The 21,684-nt window shown below is 42.2% G+C and carries 14 protein-coding genes; 4 read left to right on the top strand and 10 right to left on the bottom strand.

Annotation, left to right across the window (positions count from 1 at the left end; genetic code table 11):
* Nucleotides 1-3 precede the first annotated feature (3 nt).
* Nucleotides 4-1,203 carry an ABC transporter permease gene (locus ACFQ1G_RS10795; RefSeq protein ID WP_380739431.1) on the top strand — a complete coding sequence of 400 codons (1,200 nt, stop codon included), beginning with the start codon at nucleotides 4-6 and terminating at the stop codon, nucleotides 1,201-1,203.
* A gap of 280 nt (nucleotides 1,204-1,483) precedes the next feature.
* Here ACFQ1G_RS10795 and dusB read toward each other — a convergent pair whose 3' ends face one another.
* The 4 genes from dusB to ACFQ1G_RS10775 all read right to left on the bottom strand — a co-directional run bounded on the left by dusB (nucleotide 1,484) and on the right by ACFQ1G_RS10775 (nucleotide 9,323).
* On the bottom strand, nucleotides 1,484-2,476 hold the full coding sequence (gene dusB, locus ACFQ1G_RS10790; protein WP_380739429.1) for a tRNA dihydrouridine synthase DusB: 993 nt from the start codon (nucleotides 2,474-2,476) through the stop codon (nucleotides 1,484-1,486).
* Nucleotides 2,477-2,592: 116 nt separating this feature from the next.
* Complete coding sequence (locus ACFQ1G_RS10785; protein ID WP_380739427.1) at nucleotides 2,593-5,025, bottom strand: outer membrane beta-barrel protein; 2,433 nt, start codon at nucleotides 5,023-5,025, stop codon at nucleotides 2,593-2,595.
* Between the two features lie 152 nt (nucleotides 5,026-5,177).
* The gene (locus ACFQ1G_RS10780; RefSeq protein WP_380739425.1) at nucleotides 5,178-8,111 is read right to left on the bottom strand and encodes a glycoside hydrolase family 3 N-terminal domain-containing protein; all 2,934 of its coding nucleotides are present in this window, start codon (nucleotides 8,109-8,111) and stop codon (nucleotides 5,178-5,180) included.
* 39 nt (nucleotides 8,112-8,150) lie between these two features.
* Nucleotides 8,151-9,323, bottom strand: a complete 1,173-nt coding sequence (locus tag ACFQ1G_RS10775; RefSeq protein WP_380739423.1) for an acyltransferase family protein — start codon at nucleotides 9,321-9,323, stop codon at nucleotides 8,151-8,153.
* Nucleotides 9,324-9,551: 228 nt separating this feature from the next.
* On the opposite strand from ACFQ1G_RS10775, the gene ACFQ1G_RS10770 reads away from it, so the two are divergent.
* The 3 genes from ACFQ1G_RS10770 to ACFQ1G_RS10760 are packed head-to-tail and all read left to right on the top strand — an operon-like array spanning nucleotide 9,552 to nucleotide 13,691.
* The gene (locus ACFQ1G_RS10770; protein WP_380739421.1) at nucleotides 9,552-10,808 is read left to right on the top strand and encodes an ROK family transcriptional regulator; all 1,257 of its coding nucleotides are present in this window, start codon (nucleotides 9,552-9,554) and stop codon (nucleotides 10,806-10,808) included.
* 26 nt (nucleotides 10,809-10,834) lie between these two features.
* The gene (gene nagB, locus ACFQ1G_RS10765; RefSeq protein ID WP_380739420.1) at nucleotides 10,835-12,754 is read left to right on the top strand and encodes a glucosamine-6-phosphate deaminase; all 1,920 of its coding nucleotides are present in this window, start codon (nucleotides 10,835-10,837) and stop codon (nucleotides 12,752-12,754) included.
* Nucleotide 12,755: 1 nt separating this feature from the next.
* Nucleotides 12,756-13,691, top strand: coding sequence for an N-acetylmuramoyl-L-alanine amidase (locus ACFQ1G_RS10760; protein ID WP_380739418.1), 936 nt, complete (start codon nucleotides 12,756-12,758; stop codon nucleotides 13,689-13,691).
* Between the two features lie 78 nt (nucleotides 13,692-13,769).
* Here ACFQ1G_RS10760 and ACFQ1G_RS10755 read toward each other — a convergent pair whose 3' ends face one another.
* The 6 genes from ACFQ1G_RS10755 to ACFQ1G_RS10730 all read right to left on the bottom strand — a co-directional run bounded on the left by ACFQ1G_RS10755 (nucleotide 13,770) and on the right by ACFQ1G_RS10730 (nucleotide 21,681).
* The gene (locus ACFQ1G_RS10755) at nucleotides 13,770-15,005 is read right to left on the bottom strand and encodes a C40 family peptidase (protein WP_380739416.1); all 1,236 of its coding nucleotides are present in this window, start codon (nucleotides 15,003-15,005) and stop codon (nucleotides 13,770-13,772) included.
* 14 nt (nucleotides 15,006-15,019) lie between these two features.
* Nucleotides 15,020-16,030: a dipeptide epimerase gene (locus tag ACFQ1G_RS10750; RefSeq protein ID WP_380739415.1), complete on the bottom strand. Its 1,011-nt coding sequence runs from the start codon at nucleotides 16,028-16,030 to the stop codon at nucleotides 15,020-15,022.
* A gap of 13 nt (nucleotides 16,031-16,043) precedes the next feature.
* Entirely contained in the window at nucleotides 16,044-17,534 is a 1,491-nt protein-coding gene (locus tag ACFQ1G_RS10745) for a sodium:solute symporter (RefSeq protein ID WP_380739413.1), read from the bottom strand.
* Between the two features lie 24 nt (nucleotides 17,535-17,558).
* Entirely contained in the window at nucleotides 17,559-19,172 is a 1,614-nt protein-coding gene (locus ACFQ1G_RS10740; protein ID WP_380739412.1) for a glycoside hydrolase family 10 protein, read from the bottom strand.
* A 93-nt stretch (nucleotides 19,173-19,265) separates the two neighbouring features.
* Nucleotides 19,266-20,054, bottom strand: a complete 789-nt coding sequence (locus ACFQ1G_RS10735; RefSeq protein WP_380739410.1) for a DUF4397 domain-containing protein — start codon at nucleotides 20,052-20,054, stop codon at nucleotides 19,266-19,268.
* Nucleotides 20,055-20,064: 10 nt separating this feature from the next.
* Complete coding sequence (locus tag ACFQ1G_RS10730; RefSeq protein ID WP_380739408.1) at nucleotides 20,065-21,681, bottom strand: SusD/RagB family nutrient-binding outer membrane lipoprotein; 1,617 nt, start codon at nucleotides 21,679-21,681, stop codon at nucleotides 20,065-20,067.
* Nucleotides 21,682-21,684 lie beyond the last annotated feature (3 nt).

Here is a 21,684-nt window from a genome sequence, read left to right as displayed (position 1 = left end):
TCTTTGAATTTCCCCTTTTACATAGCCCGGCGTTACTTGTTTTCCAAAAGCAGTAACAATGCCATCAACATCATCACGATCATCGCGGCTATTGGGGTTTTCGCGGGGGCATTTTCCCTATTCATCGTACTTTCGGGCTTTACCGGACTCAAGGATTTCAGTTTATCCTTTTCCAATCAAACTGATCCCGACCTGAAGGTGCTTCCGGAAACGGGAAAGACCTTTGTGTTCTCTCCGGAAGAAAAACAACAATTACTAAAAGTTGATGGCATCGAGATCTTTTCCGAAGTCATTGAAGAACGCGTCTTCCTTGATTTTAGAGGGAAGAACAAAACGGCTTTCATTAAAGGGGTAGACGAAAATTACCTGCGGGTGAACCAGCTGGACAGCGCTATAGTGATCGGTACCTGGTTCGCGCCGTCTGAAGCACAGGTGGTGATAGGTAATAATATTTCCCGTGAACTTTCGATGGGCCTTTTCGATTATTCGGGACTTTTGGAGATCCTTGTGCCACGCCCCGGAACCGGACAGATCACAGATCCTACGAACGCTTTCAACGCGCAAACAGCCATCGCCAGCGGAATTTACAGTGTCAACGAAGAACTGGACGATAAATACGTATTCTCTTCCATTTCTTATGCCCGTGACCTGCTTAGCCTGAAACCGAACGAGATCAGCGCGCTGGAATTAAAGATTTCTCCGGAAGCTGATGTGGAAACCATTCAGGAACAGGTGAGAAACATCATGGACGAGCCGGTACAAATAAAGAACCGCGCCCAGCTGAATGACGCCCTTTACAAAATGCTGAATACCGAGAACCTTGCCGTGTACCTTATTTTTACGCTGGTATTGATCATCGCCCTTTTCAACGTGGTAGGCTCCATCATCATGGTGATACTTGACAAAAGGGAAAATATCAAGACCCTGCACAGCCTGGGAGCCACTCCAAACCAGATCAAAAATATCTTTTTCGCCCAGGGCGTGTTTATGACCCTGCTGGGAGGAGCTTTAGGTTTAGGAGTTTCGGTGGTCGTTGTATTACTTCAGCTGAAGTTCAACCTGGTAATGATCACACCCAGCCTGCCATATCCCGTAGCCATTACGCTGGAAAATATCCTTATTGTTCTGGTTACTATTGGAGCATTGGGAATGATCGCGTCATACATCGCAGCCAGCCGAAGTAAACGAGCTCTTGCTAATTAGTCGATAGTCGGTAGTCTATAGACGGGAGAAGAATTATGCAAACTTTGCTCTATTCCATAATCCAAAATTAACTTTCCTCTTTTCTCGCAAAACATGCAAAGTTTACACGAAGGCCACTACAACGCCCAGAAAATCTTTTTAATAAAAGGTTTTTCCGGCTCCCTTTAGGGAAGGGGTAAAACGGAAAAACCTAACTTAAATTCTACTGAAAATTAACCCTCTCAGCTAAAACTTCAAAGGGTGAAAAATTGGAATTTGGTGCTCGTAATTTGGGACCTATTTAAACGAACTGGTAACCCGCAAATTCTTTTTCCACCTCATCAAAGGCCGCGAAAACATCGGCAGCGTCATCACTGGTCACCATTTTCTGGCGGTATTCCTTGAAGTGCGGAATTCCCTTAAAGTAATTCGTGTAATGTCTTCGGGTCTCAAAAACACCCAGCTTCTCCCCTTTCCAGTCAATTGCCATTTGCAAATGCCTTCTGGCGGCGTCTAAGCGTTCTTCCATGGTTGGCGGATCAAGATGCTCACCGGTTTTGAAATAATGCTTTACCTCGCGGAAGAACCACGGATAACCGATAGAAGCACGACCTATCATCGCGCCGTCGAGTCCGAACTTATCACGCATTTCCATCGCCTTTTCAGGTGTATCAACGTCTCCGTTCCCAAAAACAGGAATATGCATACGCGGGTTGTTCTTTACTTCGGAAATCGGAGCCCAGTTAGCTTCCCCTTTATACATCTGTACGCGGGTTCGACCGTGAATGGAAATAGCGGCTGCTCCCACATCCTGAAGTCTTTCGGCAACCTCAACGATCTTGATGGAATCTGTATCCCATCCCAACCGTGTCTTTACCGTTACCGGAAGGTTGGTGTGCTTTACCATGGCTTCGGTTAAAGAAACCATCAACGGAATATCCTTCAGGATACCGGCACCGGCACCTTTGGAAACCACCTTTTTCACGGGACACCCAAAGTTGATGTCAATGATATCTGGGTTGGATTTCTCAACGATCTCAACGGACTGCAGCATGGATTCCAGGTTGGCCCCGAAGATCTGAATGCCCACAGGACGTTCCTTTTCGTAAATATCGAGCTTCATGACGCTTTTCGCAGCGTCGCGAATAAGTCCTTCTGAGGAAATGAATTCCGTATAAACAACATCGGCCCCCTGCTCTTTGCACAGGGCGCGAAATGGCGGATCGCTCACATCTTCCATTGGTGCTAACAACAACGGAAATTCTCCTACATCTATGTTTCCTATTTTTGCCAAATCATCTGTTTTTCAGGCTGCAAAAATAGCAAATTTTAATGATTTACAAGACAGGTAGATTTTTGAGATTCCGCATTCAACTAAAAAGCAAACCTACTGTTCCTTAAACCTTTAGGTTACAGAGCAGATTTCTCCTTCAGGCGTTCGCTTTCGTCAGCATCAATAGTCCGCTTGTTATCACGCAGCTTGAAATTTCCGAATTTATAGATGACGCCAACACGCAGCATTCTGGATTCAGGCTGGGCGTAAAATCCGTTGTTCTGGTTCAGGTAACGCGAAGACACCGGGATGTTCTGTGTATCGAACACATCATCTACATTCAGGGTGGTCGTCAAACGGGAATCGAAAAAGGTCTTTCTCAACCCGAAGGAAAGTCCGTACTGTGGCTCGTCAAAATCATACGACCCGGCGATATATGCGGGCAGGTATGAGGCGATCAATTCTCCCGAAAAAGTTCCATCCTTGGAAAGGGTGAAAAAGTTCTGAGCCATGATATAGGTGCTGAAAACGTCATTTTGTACGATCTCATTTCCGCTTTCCACGGCTACAAATTCATTTTCCATGTAGAAGAACGAGGAATACACATACAGGTACCACCAGTTCTTCACATAATCGTAGAAGCTTACATCTAGGCTGTACTGCTGCTCGTAATTAAGGTTGGTGTTCACAGACCTCAACACGCGCTCTTCATTATCCTGAAAAGGCAATACCGCTGTGGCATTCTCGCCACGGTCCCAGTACAGGTCAAAGGAAAGCTTATTCTTATAAGTATAGTTGAAGTTGATCTTATTGGAAATACCCGGACGCAGATTCGGGTTCCCCAACTTCACATTGTTCTCGTTGATATAAGTGCGGTAAGGATTCAGACTCTGGAACCTTGGACGTGTGATCCTGCGGCTGTAATCAAGGCCGAAACTGTTATTTTCATTCTTGGTGTACATAAGGTAAAAAGTAGGGAACAGCTCAAAATAATCCTGGTCGTTGACCAGTCCAGCCGAACCTGACCTTCCTTCAATATCGGTCATCTCACCTCTAAGACCACCTTTTACCGACCATTTTTCCCATTCCTTGGAAGCACTCAGGTAGACCGCATAAATATTTTCATCATAGTCAAAGGTATCCGACAACTCGCTTACGAACTGGGAGCCGTTTTCGAGGTCAAAATAATCCAGTCCGCTTTCAGATTTCACTCCAGTATATTTTAGTCCGGTTTCAAGGCTAACGGTTCCAAGAGGGGCCGAAACGTCTACTTTTCCGGTGTAAATATTGCTTTTTTGACCGGCCAGGGTTGAAAAAATATTAGCGTTCAGCAGATTTCCCGAATCTGAAAAATACCGGGTCTCCAGGTTCTGTGCCTGGTTGTCATCATAATTGATATAATTCGCCACCGCCGATAAGCTCGCACCTTTCTCGCCAATATCCGTATTGTACGCCGCGCTCAAAAGCAGGTTTTCCTGGTCACCATCGCGACGCGCATTGGTAGTGTAAAGCGAATCAAGCTGGCCCTGGGCTCCAAAGATCTCCGTTCTTCCGTTTATATCTGTGATACTTGCAGGATCAAACTGAAGGTTGGCACTCAGGTTTAGGCTGCTGTTTTCAGCTAAATTGAAATCCAGAATGGCATTTAAGCTGTTTGAGGAATTCCTGGAATCACGAAAAAAGTCTTCTTCCCACTTCGAATCTACAGCTCCAGATGGATCGTAAAAAACGATGTGGCCTTCATCTTCTTTATAGGCATTCCTGTAATTATAATTGTAGTTGGTGAAGAGATTCAAAAAGTCATTTTTATAGTAATGACTGGTCCCTACTCCATATTTTGGAACTTCCGCAATAGTGGTATTGGCGTTCAGACTGCCTTTATAGCCTATGGAAATATTCTTGCTGGTCTTAATGTTCAGGATCGCCCCGCCTTCGGCATCATACTTTGCCGGCGGATTGGTGATCACTTCAACAGATTTCACATTTCCGGCGGAAAAGCCTTCCAGCAGTTGCTGTAGTTCCTGGGCGCTTAAATAAACCTTCCGGTCATTGATATATACCGTGGCCGGCCTGTTCTTAACCAAAAGCTGACCCTGGGAAACGATCACTCCGGGAGTTCTTTTTAGAAGTTCATAGGTGTTTCCTGTTGAAAGCGTGGAATTTTCCACTTCAAAGGTGAGCCTGTCGATACTTCTGGTGATCACCGGTTTTTTACCGATCACTGATACCTCACCAAGATCTGAAACACTTTCTTTTAATAAGAGCGTACCGAGATCCTTGCTTTTAGCTACTTCAACTCGTGTTAAAAGGTCTTCAAAGCCTACAAAACTTACCCTAAGCAAATACTGATCGTTTTCGACTTCCTCAAAACTGAAATCTCCGGTTTCCCGGGTAACGGCGCCTTTGTAAACGGTGACGGAATCTTTTGCATTCAAAAGGATCACGTTAGCGAAGGCAACCGGGTTATTGGCTTCGTCGAGCACTTTTCCTTGCAGGGAATGCTGGGCGAAACTTAAAGAGGAACATAATACAAGTAGGGAAAAAATTGGGAGGCAATACTTATTTATCATGAAGATTTGGTTGGTTAAACTGCTAAAATAATAGCAAAATCAAACAAATATAGTACTTCTGCTAATACATTTAAACAAAAAACTCCCTTCAGAACAAATCTGAAGGGAAGTTGTTTTCGTAAGAAGTTTAATTATGTAAAGCGCTTCCGGGCCTATTTTATTGCCTCATACAAAACCTGGTGGATCTGGGTTCGGGTATTCAGGTCGTATAACCGGTGATTGTCGCGGGTAGGATGTACCCTGTTGGAAAGGAAGATATACAACAAGTCTTCTTCGGGATCCATCCAAACCATGATCCCTGTAAAACCGGTATGCCCGTAACTGGTTTCGGTGGCATCTTTAGCGGTATTGTTCACAATTCCCTTACTGTTAGGCCTGCGTTTATCAAAGCCAAGGGCACGGTGATTATCTGAGTCCGGAAAATAGCGTTTTGTGAATTCCCTGATAGTTTCTTTTTCAACATAGGTCTTGCCTCCGTACTCCCCTTCATTCAGATACATTTGAAGTAGCTTTGCCAGGTCATTGGCATTGGCAAAAAGTCCGGCATGACCCGATACTCCGCCCAGCATGATCGCCCCTTCATCGTGAACCGTACCATGGATAGGCTCTTTTCTGAATGAAAAATCATATTCTGTAGGTACAACCTTGTTTTGCGGATAGTCAGGATTAAAACCGATACTGGTCGCTCCCAAGGACTTGTAAAAGTTCTTCTGAAGATATTCTGAAAAATCTTCTTCGGTCCTGCTTTCAACCACCTTAGGCGCGAGAATGAAGAAAAAATCGGAATATTTATATTCCTTTTTCTCCCTAAGCGGGGACTTCCTTATCGCCTTCACGATTTTCTTCGGATAATTCCTGTGCAGGTACATCTCATCTGTGATCTTAATAGGGTATCGTGCCGAAGAGTCTTTTTTGATGGTCCACCATTTATAGCTTCCGTTCTTCCGGAGCATATCTTTCCAAAATGGGATCCACGGCTGGAATCTCGCCTGGTGGGTCAAGATATCAGTAAAGGGAATATCGGCCTTATTTGACCTTTTAAAAGAGGGCAAATGATCGGCTAAGGTTCCGTCCAGATGAAACTTATCCTCATCATACAATTTCATCAATGCCGGCATGGCAGCAGAGATCTTGGTCACCGAAGCCAGGTCGTAAAGGTCATTTTTTTTTACTCGAATAGTATCGAAATAAGAATGTTCTCCGAAGACCTTGTAAAAAACCACTTTTTGATCTTTAGCCACAAGTACCTGTCCTCCGGGAATGGCTTTGGCATCCATCGCCTGTTGCATCAGGGAATCAATCCGAGTGTTCAGGATATTAGAATCCATCCCAACTGCTTCAGGTAAAGTATAACCAAGCCTGATCCCTCCTTTTACGACGAGACCGTCACCTGAACTGAATTTATCACCTACGCTTACCGGTAATTTTCCGTTGGCGCCTATTCCTCCAAAAATGAGTTGGGCAGCAACTTCCTGGGAAATTTCACTGTCCTGATAGGCTACGATCAAACCGGCGGCATCTTCTATTCCGTCTATCTTATTCAGCACATACGGATTCTTGAAAAAGCTAAATACAGAGTTCTTTCCGGTTGAAAGATCTGAAATCAATTCCAGGGCAGGTTCTGAAAGCTTCAGCGTATTTCTCGGGTATTTACTTTGGTCATGGATCCCCGCGATCACCAGGTCAAAATCTTTTAGTTTTTCCTTTACTTCAGAAACAGCATTCTCATCGGCATCTACCGGCACTACGAAATGGGAAACTTCAGCATACAATTCCAGGGTTTTCTGGAAAGAGGTAGTCGTTTCGGCTCCAAGAGAAACAGATGCGACCTTTAAGGTGTCCAGTCCTTTTACAGGGAATATATTATTGTCATTTTTCAAAACCGTCAACGAAGCTTCGCTAAGAGACCGGTGAAGAAGCTGCGCCTTTGAAGTGTTCAGGTCCTCAATAATATTATCTGTAGACAAGGGACCGTATTTGTCCAAACCTACCCATTGCTTTACGGCAAGGATCTTTCGCACCCTGCGATCTATCTCTTTTTGAGAGATCAATCCGGCATCAACAGCTTTTTTGATCTCCTCGATCGCCTTAGGAACATCTTCGGTGAATTCCAGCAGATCATTTCCGGCAAGGATCGCGTCTTTATCAACTACTCCGGGAAGGTTGCCTTCAGTCACGCCTTTCATGTTCATGGCATCGGTCACGATAAGACCTTCAAAATCCAGTTTTTCTTTAAGCAGCCCGGTGATGATAGGCTTGGAAAGTGTGGACGGCACTCCGGTGGAATCCAGTGCGGGAATATCCAGATGGGCTACCATCACTCCGCCAATTCCGGCTTTTAGAATTCTTCGGAAGGGATATAATTCCAGCGAATCGAGTCTTGCTCTGGGATGGTTGATCTGCGGAAGCGCATAATGAGAATCGGTGTCTGTATCTCCGTGTCCGGGAAAATGTTTGGCAGTTGTTAGGACCTTATGATCCTGCATTCCCTTCATGTAAGCGATCGCCTTATCGGCTACGTTGTATTTATCTTCTCCAAACGACCTGTAGTTGATAACGGGGTTATTCGGATTATTATTGACATCGACAACCGGGGCAAAGTTCATATGAAGCCCTGTTCTTTTAACCTGTCTGGCGACCTCAACGCCCATCTTATACAGCAATTCATCATCCTGAATTGCTCCCAGCGTCATTTGAAAAGGATAGCTAATAGTGTTATCCAAACGCATTCCCAATCCCCATTCCGCATCAATAGCTCCCAATAATGGCACTTTCGAAGCAGCCTGGTATTCATTCATCAACTCCACCTGACTTGCAGGATCACCCTGGAAAAAGATGAGTCCGCCTATCTTTTGTTCTTCGATCAACTTCAGGATCTCCTGTTTATGTTCTTCCCCACGGTTGGAGTAAGCCGCTACCATGATCAACTGGGCGATGCGCTCATCGGGCGTTAAGGTCTTCATCACGGAATCTACCCACTCACTTTTGCGGAGCTTTAGGAATTCGGGTTTGGAATTTTTGCTTTGAGAGTAAAGATTACCGACAATTCCGGCACTTAAAACAAAAAGGAAAACAAGTTTTTTCATTGATTAAATTTTGAAAACAAAGTGAGGTGGAAGGTTCACTTACACCTTTATATAAATTCGATTTTTATCCATCCAATATCCCATCAGCCACATCAACAACATGTAACAGAACGCAAAAAGCAGGGAGGCATTATAGGAAGTAAGCCAACTCAAAAAGTAATTTTCATATAACCAGGATTTCATGGGAGTTCCTCCTATATATATTACATTCATCAACATGACAAATACTCCGGACATCACAAAAATGAATAACGGATTCTTTCCGAAGACCTCGAAAAAATAGGTCCATTTTTTAACCGTCATTATTTCGATCAACCACACTAGCCCTCCGATCAGGATCAAATCCCAACCCACGGTCAGGATCACATATGAACTGGTCCAGATAGGTTTATTAACTGGAAAATAGACATCCCATATCTCTGAGATCAGGACAAAAAAGAAGCCAATTGACATCAACTTAAAGATGGTCTCCATGTTGTTGCCTGAACGCTGCAAAAAAACTCCAGTCGCATAACCCGCTATCACATTCACTATTGCCGGCAAGGTACTTAAAAGACCTTCCGGGTCAAAAGGGAAACCAAAGCCATGCCACAGATTTTCTGGAGAAAAGATAAGCAAATCAAATTTTAGGGCTGCATTACCTTGTGCACTGTAAGGAGCAGCAGCATCTCCAAAATAAAACATGATCCCCCAATAGATCAATAACAGGAAAACACCGATCAGAATACTGTTTAGCATTTTAAAATACCTGATAATTAGGGAAGCGAAGAAGTAACAAAGGGCAATTCGTTGAAGCACTCCCATTATCCTCATTTCTGAAAGATCTTTTAGGAACAAATATCCCCCTGACCTATACACAAATGGAAATGCACTTAGAAAAAGACCAATGAAAAATATCAAAAAGGTCCTTTTCAGCACCTTTTCGAAAAAGGCCTTATTTGATTGTTCTTTAAACTTTCTTAATGAAAAACTCATTGCATTTCCTACAACAAATAAAAAAGTAGGAAAGACAAGGTCGGTAATTGTAAACCCGTGCCAGGCGGCATGTTTAAAAGGGGCATAAATAGTACTCCAGCTTCCCGGGGTATTAACCAGGATCATGAGAGCTATAGTAAGCCCGCGCAGTACGTCAAATGCCAAATAACGCTGTTCCTTCTTTACTTCGAAAATTTTCGTTTCTTTAAAGTCTTTTGAGGAGTAAAAATGGCTCATAAATAGATATTTAGAGAGCTATGCAGGAAAACTGGAAAAGTTTAGTAAATATTACTGCTTTAACTCTCGATAAAAATATAAATTTTCAGTAAATAAATTATCTTTTATAAAATTTTTATTAAAGTATTTGGCGGGATAAGATTTTTGAGCTAATTTTATCTTTCATTTTAGACCGCCTACATAAATGAATTACTAATCAGAATTCCTATTTGAAAAACCATCCTTATTATGCAGGAGTTATTAAAGAAGACATCGCAGCTTGAGACTGCCAGCAATGTAGAGCGGAAGAATTATCTACAGAAACTAAAGATACTTCAAAGCCTTTATTTTGGAGGCTCAAAAACAAACACAGAAATCTGTGAGTTGTTCAACATAAGTTCGCCAACTTCTATACGGTTACTAAACCAACTTATCACTGAAGGTTGGGTTAAAAAAGAAGGCCTTGGAAAATCTGCCGGTGGTAGAAAACCTGACCTGTACAAGCTCAAAGAAGACTCTTTCTATGTGATGGGAGTTCAAATGGAGCGCTTCAAGATCAAAATGGCCATTTTTGACAACCACAACAATAAAATTGCCGAATATGAAGATCTCCCTTTCCAGATAGAAACCGAAGCCAGTGTGGTGGATCATCTTTATGAAAAGGCTAATGAACTTCTTAAGGACTCAAAAATAGACCTTGATAAATTATTGGGTATTGGTGTGAGTATGCCGGGACTGGTATCTTCAAGTGAAGGAAAAAACTTTACTTATTTCATCAAGGAAGAAGAAACAGAATCTCTTGAAGAGGTCTTGAAGAAAAAGTTCAAAAAACCTGTGTTCATTCTCAATGACGCGAAAAGTGCCTGTTTAGCGGAATCTAACTTCGGACTGGCAAAAGACCGAAAAAATGTACTGGTGATTTCCATGGACTGGGGAATTGGTCTTGGAGTTATTGTAGACGGGAAAGTTTACCAGGGAAGTTCAGGTTTTGCAGGAGAATTTGGACATATACCATTAATAGATGACGGATTATTATGTCATTGCGGAAAAAGAGGATGCCTTGAAACCGTTGCTTCAGGCCTGGCTTTAGTAAGGATGGCTCAAGCCGGCATCAAAAATGGAGAAAGCACGATCCTGAATAAGCTTTCGGAAAAGGAACTGGAAAAGCTACAGCCTCAGACAGTTATCAAGGCGGCTAACCAGGGGGATCAATTCGCGATCAATATTCTTTCGGAAATAGGAATTCATTTAGGAAAAGGAATCGCGATCCTGATACAATTGTTCAATCCGGAGATCATTATCCTGGAGGGGAAATTTGCTTCTGCGCAGCAATTCATTACCACTCCAATTCAACATTCAATAAACACCTACTGTATGGCACAGTTAAGGGTGAAAACAGATATTCGCCTATCTAATCTGGGTGATGATTCGGTTTTGCTCGGTTCTGTGGCTACAGTGATGGAAAATATATTTGAAAAACAATTTTCAAAAGTCAATCAGTTATAACCCAAATAAATTACCCTACACTACTTATGGCCAGATTAAATCTTCTTGAAGAAACCCGATTTGAAAAGGTACCTGTCACGGTTTACGAAAATCCCCAAATCGCCTCAAAAAAGGTAGCCGACAGAATTGCCGCATTGATCAAAAAGAAACAGGAATCTGGTGAAAAAGCAGTTCTTGGCCTTGCAACAGGTGCAACTCCCGTTCAGGTCTATGAAGAGCTGGTGCGCATGCACAAGGAAGAAGGATTGAGCTTTCAAAATGTGATCACCTTCAACCTGGATGAATATTACCCCATGAGTCCCAACTCAAAGCAGAGTTATGTGACATTTATGAATGAGAACCTCTTCGATCATATTGATATTAAAAAAGAGAATATTCACATTCCCGATGGTACTCTGAAAAAAGAGGATATCGCAGAATTCTGTATAGCTTATGAAAATAAGATCGAAGCTCTGGGTGGACTAGATCTTCAGGTTCTTGGGATTGGTAGAACAGGACACATAGGATTCAATGAACCAGGGTCTGCTCCCAATTCAGGTACCCGCTTGGTAACCCTTGACGATCTAACCAGGAGAGATGCTTCCCGGGATTTTGGAGGAAAAGAAAATGTCCCCACCAAAGCCATCACCATGGGAATTGGCACCATTTTCAAAGCCCGTGAGATCATCCTAATGGCCTGGAATAAGAAGAAAGCTTCCATTATTAAGAAAGCTGTGGAAGGAGAGATCGCAGGCGAAGTTCCCGCAACCTATCTACAACTTTCAGATAATACTGAATTCATCCTGGATGAAGACGCGGCTTCAGACCTTACAAGGTTTAATACTCCCTGGTTGGTAAAAGACTGTCTTTGGAATGATGATCTTATAAAAAAGGCAGTGATCTGGTTATCTAATAAAGTTGGAAAACCCATCCTGAAATTAACCGATGAGGATTATAATAACAACGGGATGGCTCAACTGGCAACAGAAAAAGGACCTGCCTATAATATAAATATTCACGTTTTCAATAAACTGCAGCATAGCATTACCGGTTGGCCGGGTGGAAAGCCCAAAGCTGACGATACCCAGCGTCCCGAACGTGCTGAACCGGCTCAAAAAAGGGTGCTGATATTTTCACCTCATCCAGATGACGATGTTATCTCAATGGGAGGTACATTTATTCGTCTGGTTGATCAGGGGCATGATGTACATGTGGCGTACCAAACATCGGGAAACACCGCTGTTTGGGACACCGATGTTCTTAGATATGTGGAATTTGCCATGGATTTTAACAAGAGTCTCGGAAAGGATCAGGGAAAACTGGAATCCATATATGATGAGATGAGAGAATTCATCAGCAAGAAACAACCTAATGAAATTGATCTTCCGGAAATTAGGGATGTCAAAGGCTTCATCAGGAAAAGTGAAGCAATTGCAGGAGCTCGATATGCCGGACTTAAAGACAGAAACATTCATTTTATGGCTCTGCCATTCTATGAAACGGGTAAAACTGTAAAAAACCCTGTAACCGAGGAAGATGTCAAGCTGACCATGAAACTGTTACAGGAAGTAAAACCTCACCAGGTATTTGCCGCGGGGGATTTTGCAGATCCTCATGGTACACACCTTGTGTGCTTTAATATTGTTACTGAGGCACTGGAACGTCTCCGGAAAACCGAAAAATGGGCTCAGGACACCTGGTTATGGATGTACAGGGGTGCCTGGCATGAATTTGAAACCCATGAGATAGAAATGGCTGTTCCCCTTTCCCCTCAGGAGGTTTCAAGAAAAAGAAACGCCATTTTCCAGCATCAATCCCAAAAAGACAGACCTGTATTCCCCGGGGATGATGCAAGAGAATTCTGGCAGCGTGCCGAAGAGCGAAACAGGGAGACGGCCCAGGCGTACGATAAATTAGGATTAGCCAATTATGAAGCCATGGAAGCTTTTGTAAAATGGAAGTTTTGAAATGAACTTTAAGTGTCTATTTTGGATTGGTGCTCTCTTGTTAACCCTACAAACAAGCTGCAGCATCAATCCTTATTCTAAGACCAACCGAAAACACCTTAGGCAATCCTCTCAATTAGCTAAGTCCTTAAAGAAATTTCCTCCAGATCACGATGATGATTCCCTTATAAATTATGGCCCCTACCCAGTAGGAACAACAAATTTTAGTTTACGAAAACCAAATTATGTGATCCTGCATCACACTGCTCAAAAAGATGTAGAGCAGACACTCTATACCTTTACCCTTCCCAGAACTGCCGTTAGCTCGCATTATGTAATTAGTCGGGAGGGAGAAGTTTTTCAAATGCTCAATGACCATTATCGCGCCTGGCATGCGGGAGCCGGGAAATGGGGAAACGACACCGATCTCAATTCTGCTTCCATCGGTATCGAATTGGACAATAACGGCAATGAGCCCTTTTCGGAACCGCAGATTTCAGAATTGATAGATCTCCTGAAAATTTTAAAAAGCAGGTATGATATTCCCACCGCGAACTTTATTGGTCATTCAGATATCGCTCCTACCCGGAAAGTGGACCCTAATATTACTTTTCCATGGAAACGGCTGGCCGAAGAAGGATTTGGATATTGGTATGATGAAATTGAGGTAAATCCTAAAATTGTGGGTGACAGTATTTCTCCACAAGAATTTGATTACTCGAGGAATATGGTCCTGAAGGTGACCGGAAACCAAATACTGGAAAACGGAAGCTCCCGGGATAGTTTGACCATAAACATTAACCCGAAAATAGCGCTCCGGATCATTGGTTATGATACCAGCGACTTAGACGCTGCCATCAGGGCTTTTAAACTGCATTTTATTCAAAAGGATGTAAACGCGGTATTAACAGAAGAGGATCTTAAAATACTGTTTAACCTCTCTCAAAAATATTTATAGAAGGCGTGCATAGCTGAATTAGCCGCCAATAAAAAAGCCCCTTGTCTCAGGGGCTTTTTTATATCTGGGATTGAAATATTAATCTTTCAAAGTGTCTTTTTCAGAAGTCATGAAAAGATCTGAGTCAGCGATTTGAATGATATTTTCATCATTCTTCCCAAGCACTCTCTTGGTTCTTAAATAACGGTTGTAATTATACTCGTCAAAATCGGCAGAAGTTGTGTCAAAAGTACTTATTCGCACTTCGCCCATAGAGTGAATGAATTGATCATCACCTATCCACATTCCCACATGAATGATCTTTTCTGAACTGGTATCGGTAGCTTTCCTTCCGAAGTAAAGCAGGTCTCCGGGTTGAAGATTCTCAAAATTTCGAGTAGTATCCACCTCTTCGCCTGCAGCGATCTGTTGAGAAGCATCCCTTGGCAATACCATTCCGTTCAAAAAGAAGATGGTTTTGGTATAACCGCTGCAATCAACCCCTTTAGGAGAAGTGCCTCCCCATAAATAAGGCACACCCATCAATTTCTTAGCGGTTTCAGTGAGTTTCTCTCCGGAAGGATCCAGCGCATTGACCCACTCTTTATACGGCTGCGCTGCCGACTTCTCTATAAAGGCTTTTTTCTGGTTAGGATAAAGAACCTCATAAAAACCATTTTTCTCCCCTGTAAGCTCTAAAATGCTTCCTGCAACAAGGTCGGTAACCACTTCTGAATCTTTATTGGGTTTGGAATATGAAAATCCGAAGGGTTCCAAATAGATGATCTTTTCATTAGACCTCCATTTTTGAAGCTCCTGTCCAGAAATAGGTGTCACTCCGCCGGAATCTACCCAGGCTAAATACCCATCAGGGGTTTGCACATAATACCAGTTGTCATCTTTCTTGTAAACCTTCACCGGAGTACCAAGAGTTGCCTGTGTCACCAACTCTGAGGAATGCGCCGGGCGTGATCTCAAATTTGCAACAGAGATCTGGATGACCCCTTCACTTTTCCCCGTCATTTCTTTAGAAGGTAACAGAGAAATACTGTCAATTACAGTGACATCATCTTCAGCTTCGAGGCGTTTTTTCAAATCATCAACTGCCAACGGAAGGTTAGATTCGCCCTTTAAAACAAGGTTTGAACCCTCTTGTTCAGCTCTGATATCAAATAAAGCCACCCTGGAATCTGGAGCGTATTCAGATTTCACATCGCTTATAATCATATCAACTTCATTAGAAGCCTCTGTGTTCTCTGATCTGTCAGAATTACAACTTCCAAAAAAGACCACTCCCAGTAACATGAGCGACCCTAACCAATTCTTTGAATTCATAGTCTCGATTTGTTTTATTTTAACTGTGCGCCAATTCCGTTACGATCCGTGAAATGCACTTTTTCATTAAATATTTTTACTCCGTCAGCAATATCATTTTTCAGCAATAAGCTGCCGTCCATATCAACGTAATCCAGCAAAGGTAATAAATGTGCGATTGCTGAAATGCCCACAGTGGATTCGGTCATACAGCCCACCATCACCTTAAGTCCTAAAGCTTTTGCTTTTTCTATCATTCGACGGGCCGGAGTTATTCCTCCGCATTTCGTCAATTTAACATTGATCCCGTGAAAGTATTTGGCGCATTCCTCAACATCAGATTCCTTGATGCAGCTTTCATCGGCAATTACCGGTAGGACAGATTCCTTATAAACCTTTTCCATACCCTCTTTGTCATTCACAGCTAGCGGCTGCTCAATAAACTCTACATTGAGATCCTTCATTAAAATGGCATTTTGCAAGGTTTGCTCCGCTGTCCACACGGCATTGGCATCAACCCTGAATACGGCATTGGTATGTTTACGTAATTCTTTGATGATCTCAACATCTTCGGACGTACCTAATTTTATCTTATACAGCGGCCAGGGAAATTCCTTCATTTTTCTGACCATGTTCTCAATCGTATCAATTCCTATGGTATAGTTGGTCAGCGGAAGATCTTTAAGTTCTAATCCCCATAATTTATATAACGGAAGTTTCTGTTTTTGCCCGTACAGGTCATGAACTGCCATATCCAATGCACATTGAGCAAAGGAATTATGTTTTAAAAATGGACGGGTGATCTCCCAGATCTCTTCCGGAGTCTTATGTATGTTCTCGTTTAGCAAATCTTTGACCTGCATAATATCACGACTCATACCTTCAGTGGTAACCCCGTAATACGAAGTGGCCGCAGCCTCCCCGTAACCGGTATAACCACCATCAGATAAGGCAACGATCAAGGTGGGTTGAGAAGTTCTAGAGCCGTGACTTATTGTAAACGTATCTTTCAGCTGAAGTTCAAATGGGTATAATTCTAATTCCATTATATACGCTAATTTAAACTAATACATCTTCTTTGACTTCTTCGGAAGGAGTTGCCTCAGTTTCCTTTTTAGGGGTCTTCAGAAGATATAATCCCAGACAGGTGATCGCTGCGTTGACCAATAGGATCTCAAAGCCAAATTGATATCCAAAGAACCATTCCGTAGAATAAAGATCCAGAATAACCGAAATGACAGGGGCAGCAATACATACTAGTGGCACCCACCTGTCTTTTACCTTAACTTTTGAGACCAGTCCGAAGATGAACAACCCAAGTAATGGACCATAAGTAAATCCGGCTACCTTGAATACAGAATTCACTACACTACTGTCATTGAACGAATTGAAAATTACGATCACACAGAACATTAGAATCGTAAAGCCTATATGAACCAATAGTCGTGTTTTCTTTTGATTTTCAAGCTTGCCTTTTTGAATATCTAGTATATCTACACAAAAAGAAGTGGTTAGAGCGGTTAAAGCCGAATCTGCACTGGAGAAAGCAGCAGCTATAATTCCGAGTAAAAAGACGATCCCCGCGGCGATTCCAAAATGGTTCAGGGCAAGCATGGGATAAAGACCATCGGTTTTTTCGGGAAGGGCAATATTATTCTCTAGGGTATAAGCATATAATAATACGCCCAGAATGAGGAATAGCAGTGTAGAAAAGAAAAAGGTCAGGGAGAACCAGAATATATTTTTTTGGGCGTCACGAGTATTTTTAATCGTGAGGTTCTTTTGCATTACATTTTGATCTAGCCCGTTCATGGCTATGGTTATAAACACCCCTGCCAAAAAGGTCTTAAAGAAATTACGGTCTGATCTCCAGTTCCAGTCAAATATTTCTGAATTTTCACTTTTGGAGACGGTCTTAAAAACTTCGCTGATGTTCAGGTCAAGCTGGGCAACGATCATATAAATACTTATTACCACGGCAATCAATAGAAAAGAGGTCTGCAGGGTATCGGTCCACACAATGGTCTTTATCCCTCCCCTAAAAGTATAAAGCCAGATCAAGCCAATGGTTACAAAAACAGTTACATAAAACGGAATTCCGAAGGCATCAAAAAATGCCATTTGCAGGACCAAAGCAGCAAGAAAAAGCCTAAAAGAAGCTCCAATAGTTTGAGAGACCAGGAAAAATCCGGATCCAGTGAGATAAGAATTCCTTCCGAATCTCTTCTGAAGATACTCATAAATGGAAACCAGTTTCAGATTATAGAAAACAGGAATGAGAACCAGAGCAATGACTGCATAGCCTACCATATTTCCCATAACAAACTGCAAGTAGGTCCAGTTTGAGTTTCCTACTTCTCCGGGAACTGAAATAAAGGTCACCCCCGAAAGTGTTGCGCCTACCATTCCGAAGGCTACCAGGAACCAGGGAGAATTTCTATTGGCCGTAAAAAAGGTAGAATTATCAGCTTTTTTAGAAGTGAAGTGACTGATGGCCATTAACAGGAGGAAATAACCTGCGATGATACCAAAAACAAGTATAGGAGTCATAGATCGGGGCTGATTTAATTTAGATTATAATTTTTCGGTTTGGTCCAGCTTGATCTCAAGGAATTCACTTTCATTTCCAGACCTGTCTACGGCAGTTACGGCAATAGCCGACAAATAAACCTTTTCGCCATCTTTTTTCTCAATAAAACGGCTGAATTTTGTTTCATAGGTCTTTCTATTGAAGATCTTATAACTCCAGGATTCAGCATATTTAAAATACACTACATACCTGAAAGCTTTTTCCGATTCAGATTTCGGCACCCAATTAACATTAACAGACTGAACTTCCACTGTTGGAACAACAGATGGACTTAAAGGCGCTTTATCATCCAGCCAGGGACTAGAAGGTACAAGCGCAGGAGCCTTATAAGGACCTTCGACAATACTTTTTGTGAGCTCAGGGTGCTTTACAAGCGGACCTATGCTCCAGTGTACCACACCGGGGCTTTGGGGCATCATGCCTCTGGTGATCATAATTTGATTAAGGGTTTCATCGGAATTTTTTTCATCTCCGCCCAGATCAACATTAATTCCAGGCCATAGATGTCTGTTTTCAAAATTTTGAGAATTCCACCAGCCTAAAAGCACAGGGAAACTTTGCCCTGAAGGGTTTATTTTCCAATATAATTGTGGTGTGAAATAGTCTATCCAACCTTTATTCAGCCACAATTTAGCATCGGCATATAGCTGCTCATACTGGTCATATCCGGAGATGGATTTGGGGTACCCCGGTCTCCAGATTCCGAAGGGGCTTAAACCAAACTTCACCCGGGGTTTTTCGGCTTTGATCTTCGTGTATAAATTGGAGATAAAGTCATTAACGTTTTCCCTTCTCCAGTCACCGCGACTTAGTTTACCGCCATTTTCAAGATAAGCGTTCCAACTTTCGTTATCAGGAAAATCCTGATCTCCATTGTAGGAAGGATACGGATAAAAATAATCATCAAAATGAATCCCGTCCAGATCATAGCGGTTTACCAGATCCATTACAACTTCGGTAGATCTTTTCTTAGTCCCATCTTTAGCGGGATCCATCCACCACATGCCATTTTTCAGTTTTACAACCAACCCGGGATCGGTCTTTATAACAGATTGTTCACTAATTTCTTTGCCTGCTGTGTGATGTGCTCTGTAAGGGTTCAACCAGGCATGTAATTCAAGACCCCTATCATGCGCGGCCTCGATCCAGAATTGCAACGGGTCATAAAAGGGCTTTGGAGCCACCCCTTGCTTTCCTGTCAGGTACACAGACCATGGTTCAAGATCGCTTTTATAAAGTGCATCTGCCTGGGGTCTTACCTGGAAAATAACCGCGTTAAAATTGTTTTTCTGAAGCATGTTCAAAAGATCAATCGCTTCTTTTTGTTGTTCCTGCACAGACAATCCGGGTTTGCTTGGCCAGTTGATGTTAGCTACCGTTGCTACCCAGGCTGCCCGAAACTCTCTGTCGGCATACGGATGATCGGGTTTGGAACCTTTGACCTTTTCTTCTGACGCTAAAATACTGTCTTGGGAAGGTTTTGCTGGAATGATCTCTTCATTAGCGACTGTTGTAACTGGTTTTGGAGTATTACAGGAAATAAATAAGGTCAGGGAGAATGAAAGGCAAAAATATTTATACAATTTTAGAAGGGACATACGGTTACATTAATTAGAAATAATTACAGGAAAAAAGAAAGAGCCACGTAATGTGCCTCCTTCTCTTTCTTAAACAAACGTCACGTACTCTCCTTATCGATCTCTCCAGAAATCGATATTAGAAGAGCTGGAAGGGTCTTTATAAGTTCCTCTTATTTGAGTGGTATAAGTTCTGCCTCTGGTTCCAACATTTACAGAGTGTTGAATGTAAGGATCTGACTCAACCGGATCATAGGTGCTACCGGCATCAAATACTTTAAAAGTATAGCTACCGGGTTCCAATAACTGATAGTCTCCCCCTTCCTTAAAACCGATATTCTGTCCAAGTTCAATAACCTGAACATCTTCCGCCGGCGACTCTTCAGTAGCCGGAACCGCAGCACGAATTGCATAAGCATCAACATTGAATGGCATATCTGCCATAGTGTTTACAAACCTCCAGTAAATTTTTTGCGGGTCATCTTCCGGAAGGTTATCCTCTATAATCGCCACCTCATAATTCCCTGTTGTTCCCACAAGGTAAATGGAATAATTCTGACCTACCTGAAAATTAAACTCCATATAAGCAAGTTCATTTCCTTCAAGATCAACAGCTCTCACTTCGGTACTTCCTGAAGGCACAAGGGCATAAGCATTGGATGGATAAACTCCTTTATAATCTAAGCCATCAAGCTCTTCTTCACTCGTATTATATGCAGTAACCTTATCCTCAAAAAAGTAAAAATTAGCGGTTGGGGCATCCTCTGCATGGAAGAAGAACTTTGCCAGGGTCGAACCCTCATTCACCGGCACTGTAAGCTCAGGAATAGCATTTTCTTCACACGAGGTACAAAAAAGTGTCGCGGCGAATAGGATTATTATTTTGTTAAATATGTTTTTCATAGTCAAATAATTATTCAGGTTTACTAAACCAGGTTTCATAGGTATGATAGTCTTCTTCAAAAGCATTTAATTCCTCTAATGCCTGCTGATTCCACATATATTCAGAATTGAATCTTGGTCGAGCACGGTACGCCGGATTCTCATTATTAGCAAAGTATAAAGGATCTGGAAGCTCAAAGCCTTTATAAACAGAATTGGCAGCATCTTTATCCTGATCATAGTGATATCTTCTCATATCAGACCAGGTTTCAAAGAATCCCCATCCCCAGGTAGCAATATATTTTTGAAGCATAATTTTAGACAGGGTCAATCCATCTGCAGTAGTTGGCAGGTAGACATCACTATTTAAATATGCAGCCTTTCTCAGGTCATACAAGTCCTGATCTGGGGCATACTGTCTGGCAAAATCAATATGAGCCGTCACCCCTTCGGTATAAGCATTTAAAGCAACCGATTTTTGACCGGCTATCCAGGCAGCTTCAGATTTTATGAACTGAAGTTGAGAATAGGTCATAAGCGGGAAAAGGGCATCATTGTTAAAGAAATAAATTTGAGGGGAAGGATTGCTTCCGGAATAACCTTCTTCATTCCAAAAGTTTTTAGGTACTTGATCTGCTTCAGCGGCTTGCCACTCATTTACTCCCAAGACAGGCGATACACCTCTATATTGCCCGTCAGGTGAAGGAGCCAGCATCGCAGTGATACGAGGGTCCTTTAAATGTTCTCCAACATAAACCGGATCAACTCCAACAAGACTCGCATCTGTTAATTCAGGATTAGTCCCATCTAGAAGACCTACCATAAATTTTGTTTGACGGTATCTTCCAATATTTCCTCTCCTAGGACCAAAGAAATTTGTATTTCTGCTTACAGTCCCATCAAAACGAATTTGAGCGTTATCGCTATTTCCTGCAAGAGCATTATCAACATAATCAATTACCTCTTGAGGATCATAACTACTCTTGTTAGTTAAACGGTGTTTGTTAATGGCTAATAAACCATAAGCGAATTTCTTCCATTTCTCGCGATCACCTTCATAAATCAGATCAGCCTCCATTAAACCGGATTCGGCAGAATTCAGTCCATCTGTTCTCTCCAGGTTTTCAATCCCAAGCAAAAGAAGTCTTTCAATTTCATCATAAACCACTTCCTGACTGTCATAATTAAAAGTTCTTTTTTCGGAATCAAAAGCTTCTGTTACAATAACAGGTCCGTGATAATCGGTAAGCATCTGCCAACCGTAAGCACGCAATATATAACCTACACCTACAAAATCATATTTCTCATTCACATTACCACTTTCGATCATATCTGCAAGGTTATATCCCATGCTCCAGTAAACAGCACGCCATAACTGAGCATAAAAATCAGACAGGGGATTTGAATGCAGGTTCAGAGAGTATTCTTCTCCCGTAGAATAGGCCCAGTTCTGGGTATAAAATCCGGTAAATCTTCCATCCCATTGAACAGCCACTGCCAATTCTGATTGAATTTGCGGCAGAAACAATTCAGGCTGTAAAAGTGCATCAGGACCATTTGGATTGGTATTGACATCCAAATAATCATCACAGCCAGCAAAAGCAAATACACTGGCTATTATTAAACATATATTTCTAATTTTTTTCATATC

This window comes from Salinimicrobium gaetbulicola (genome assembly GCF_042676025.1).
Lineage (GTDB): Bacteria > Bacteroidota > Bacteroidia > Flavobacteriales > Flavobacteriaceae > Salinimicrobium > Salinimicrobium gaetbulicola.
The sequence above is the reverse complement of the archived record's forward strand: the minus strand, read 5'-3'. Positions and strand labels throughout refer to the sequence as shown.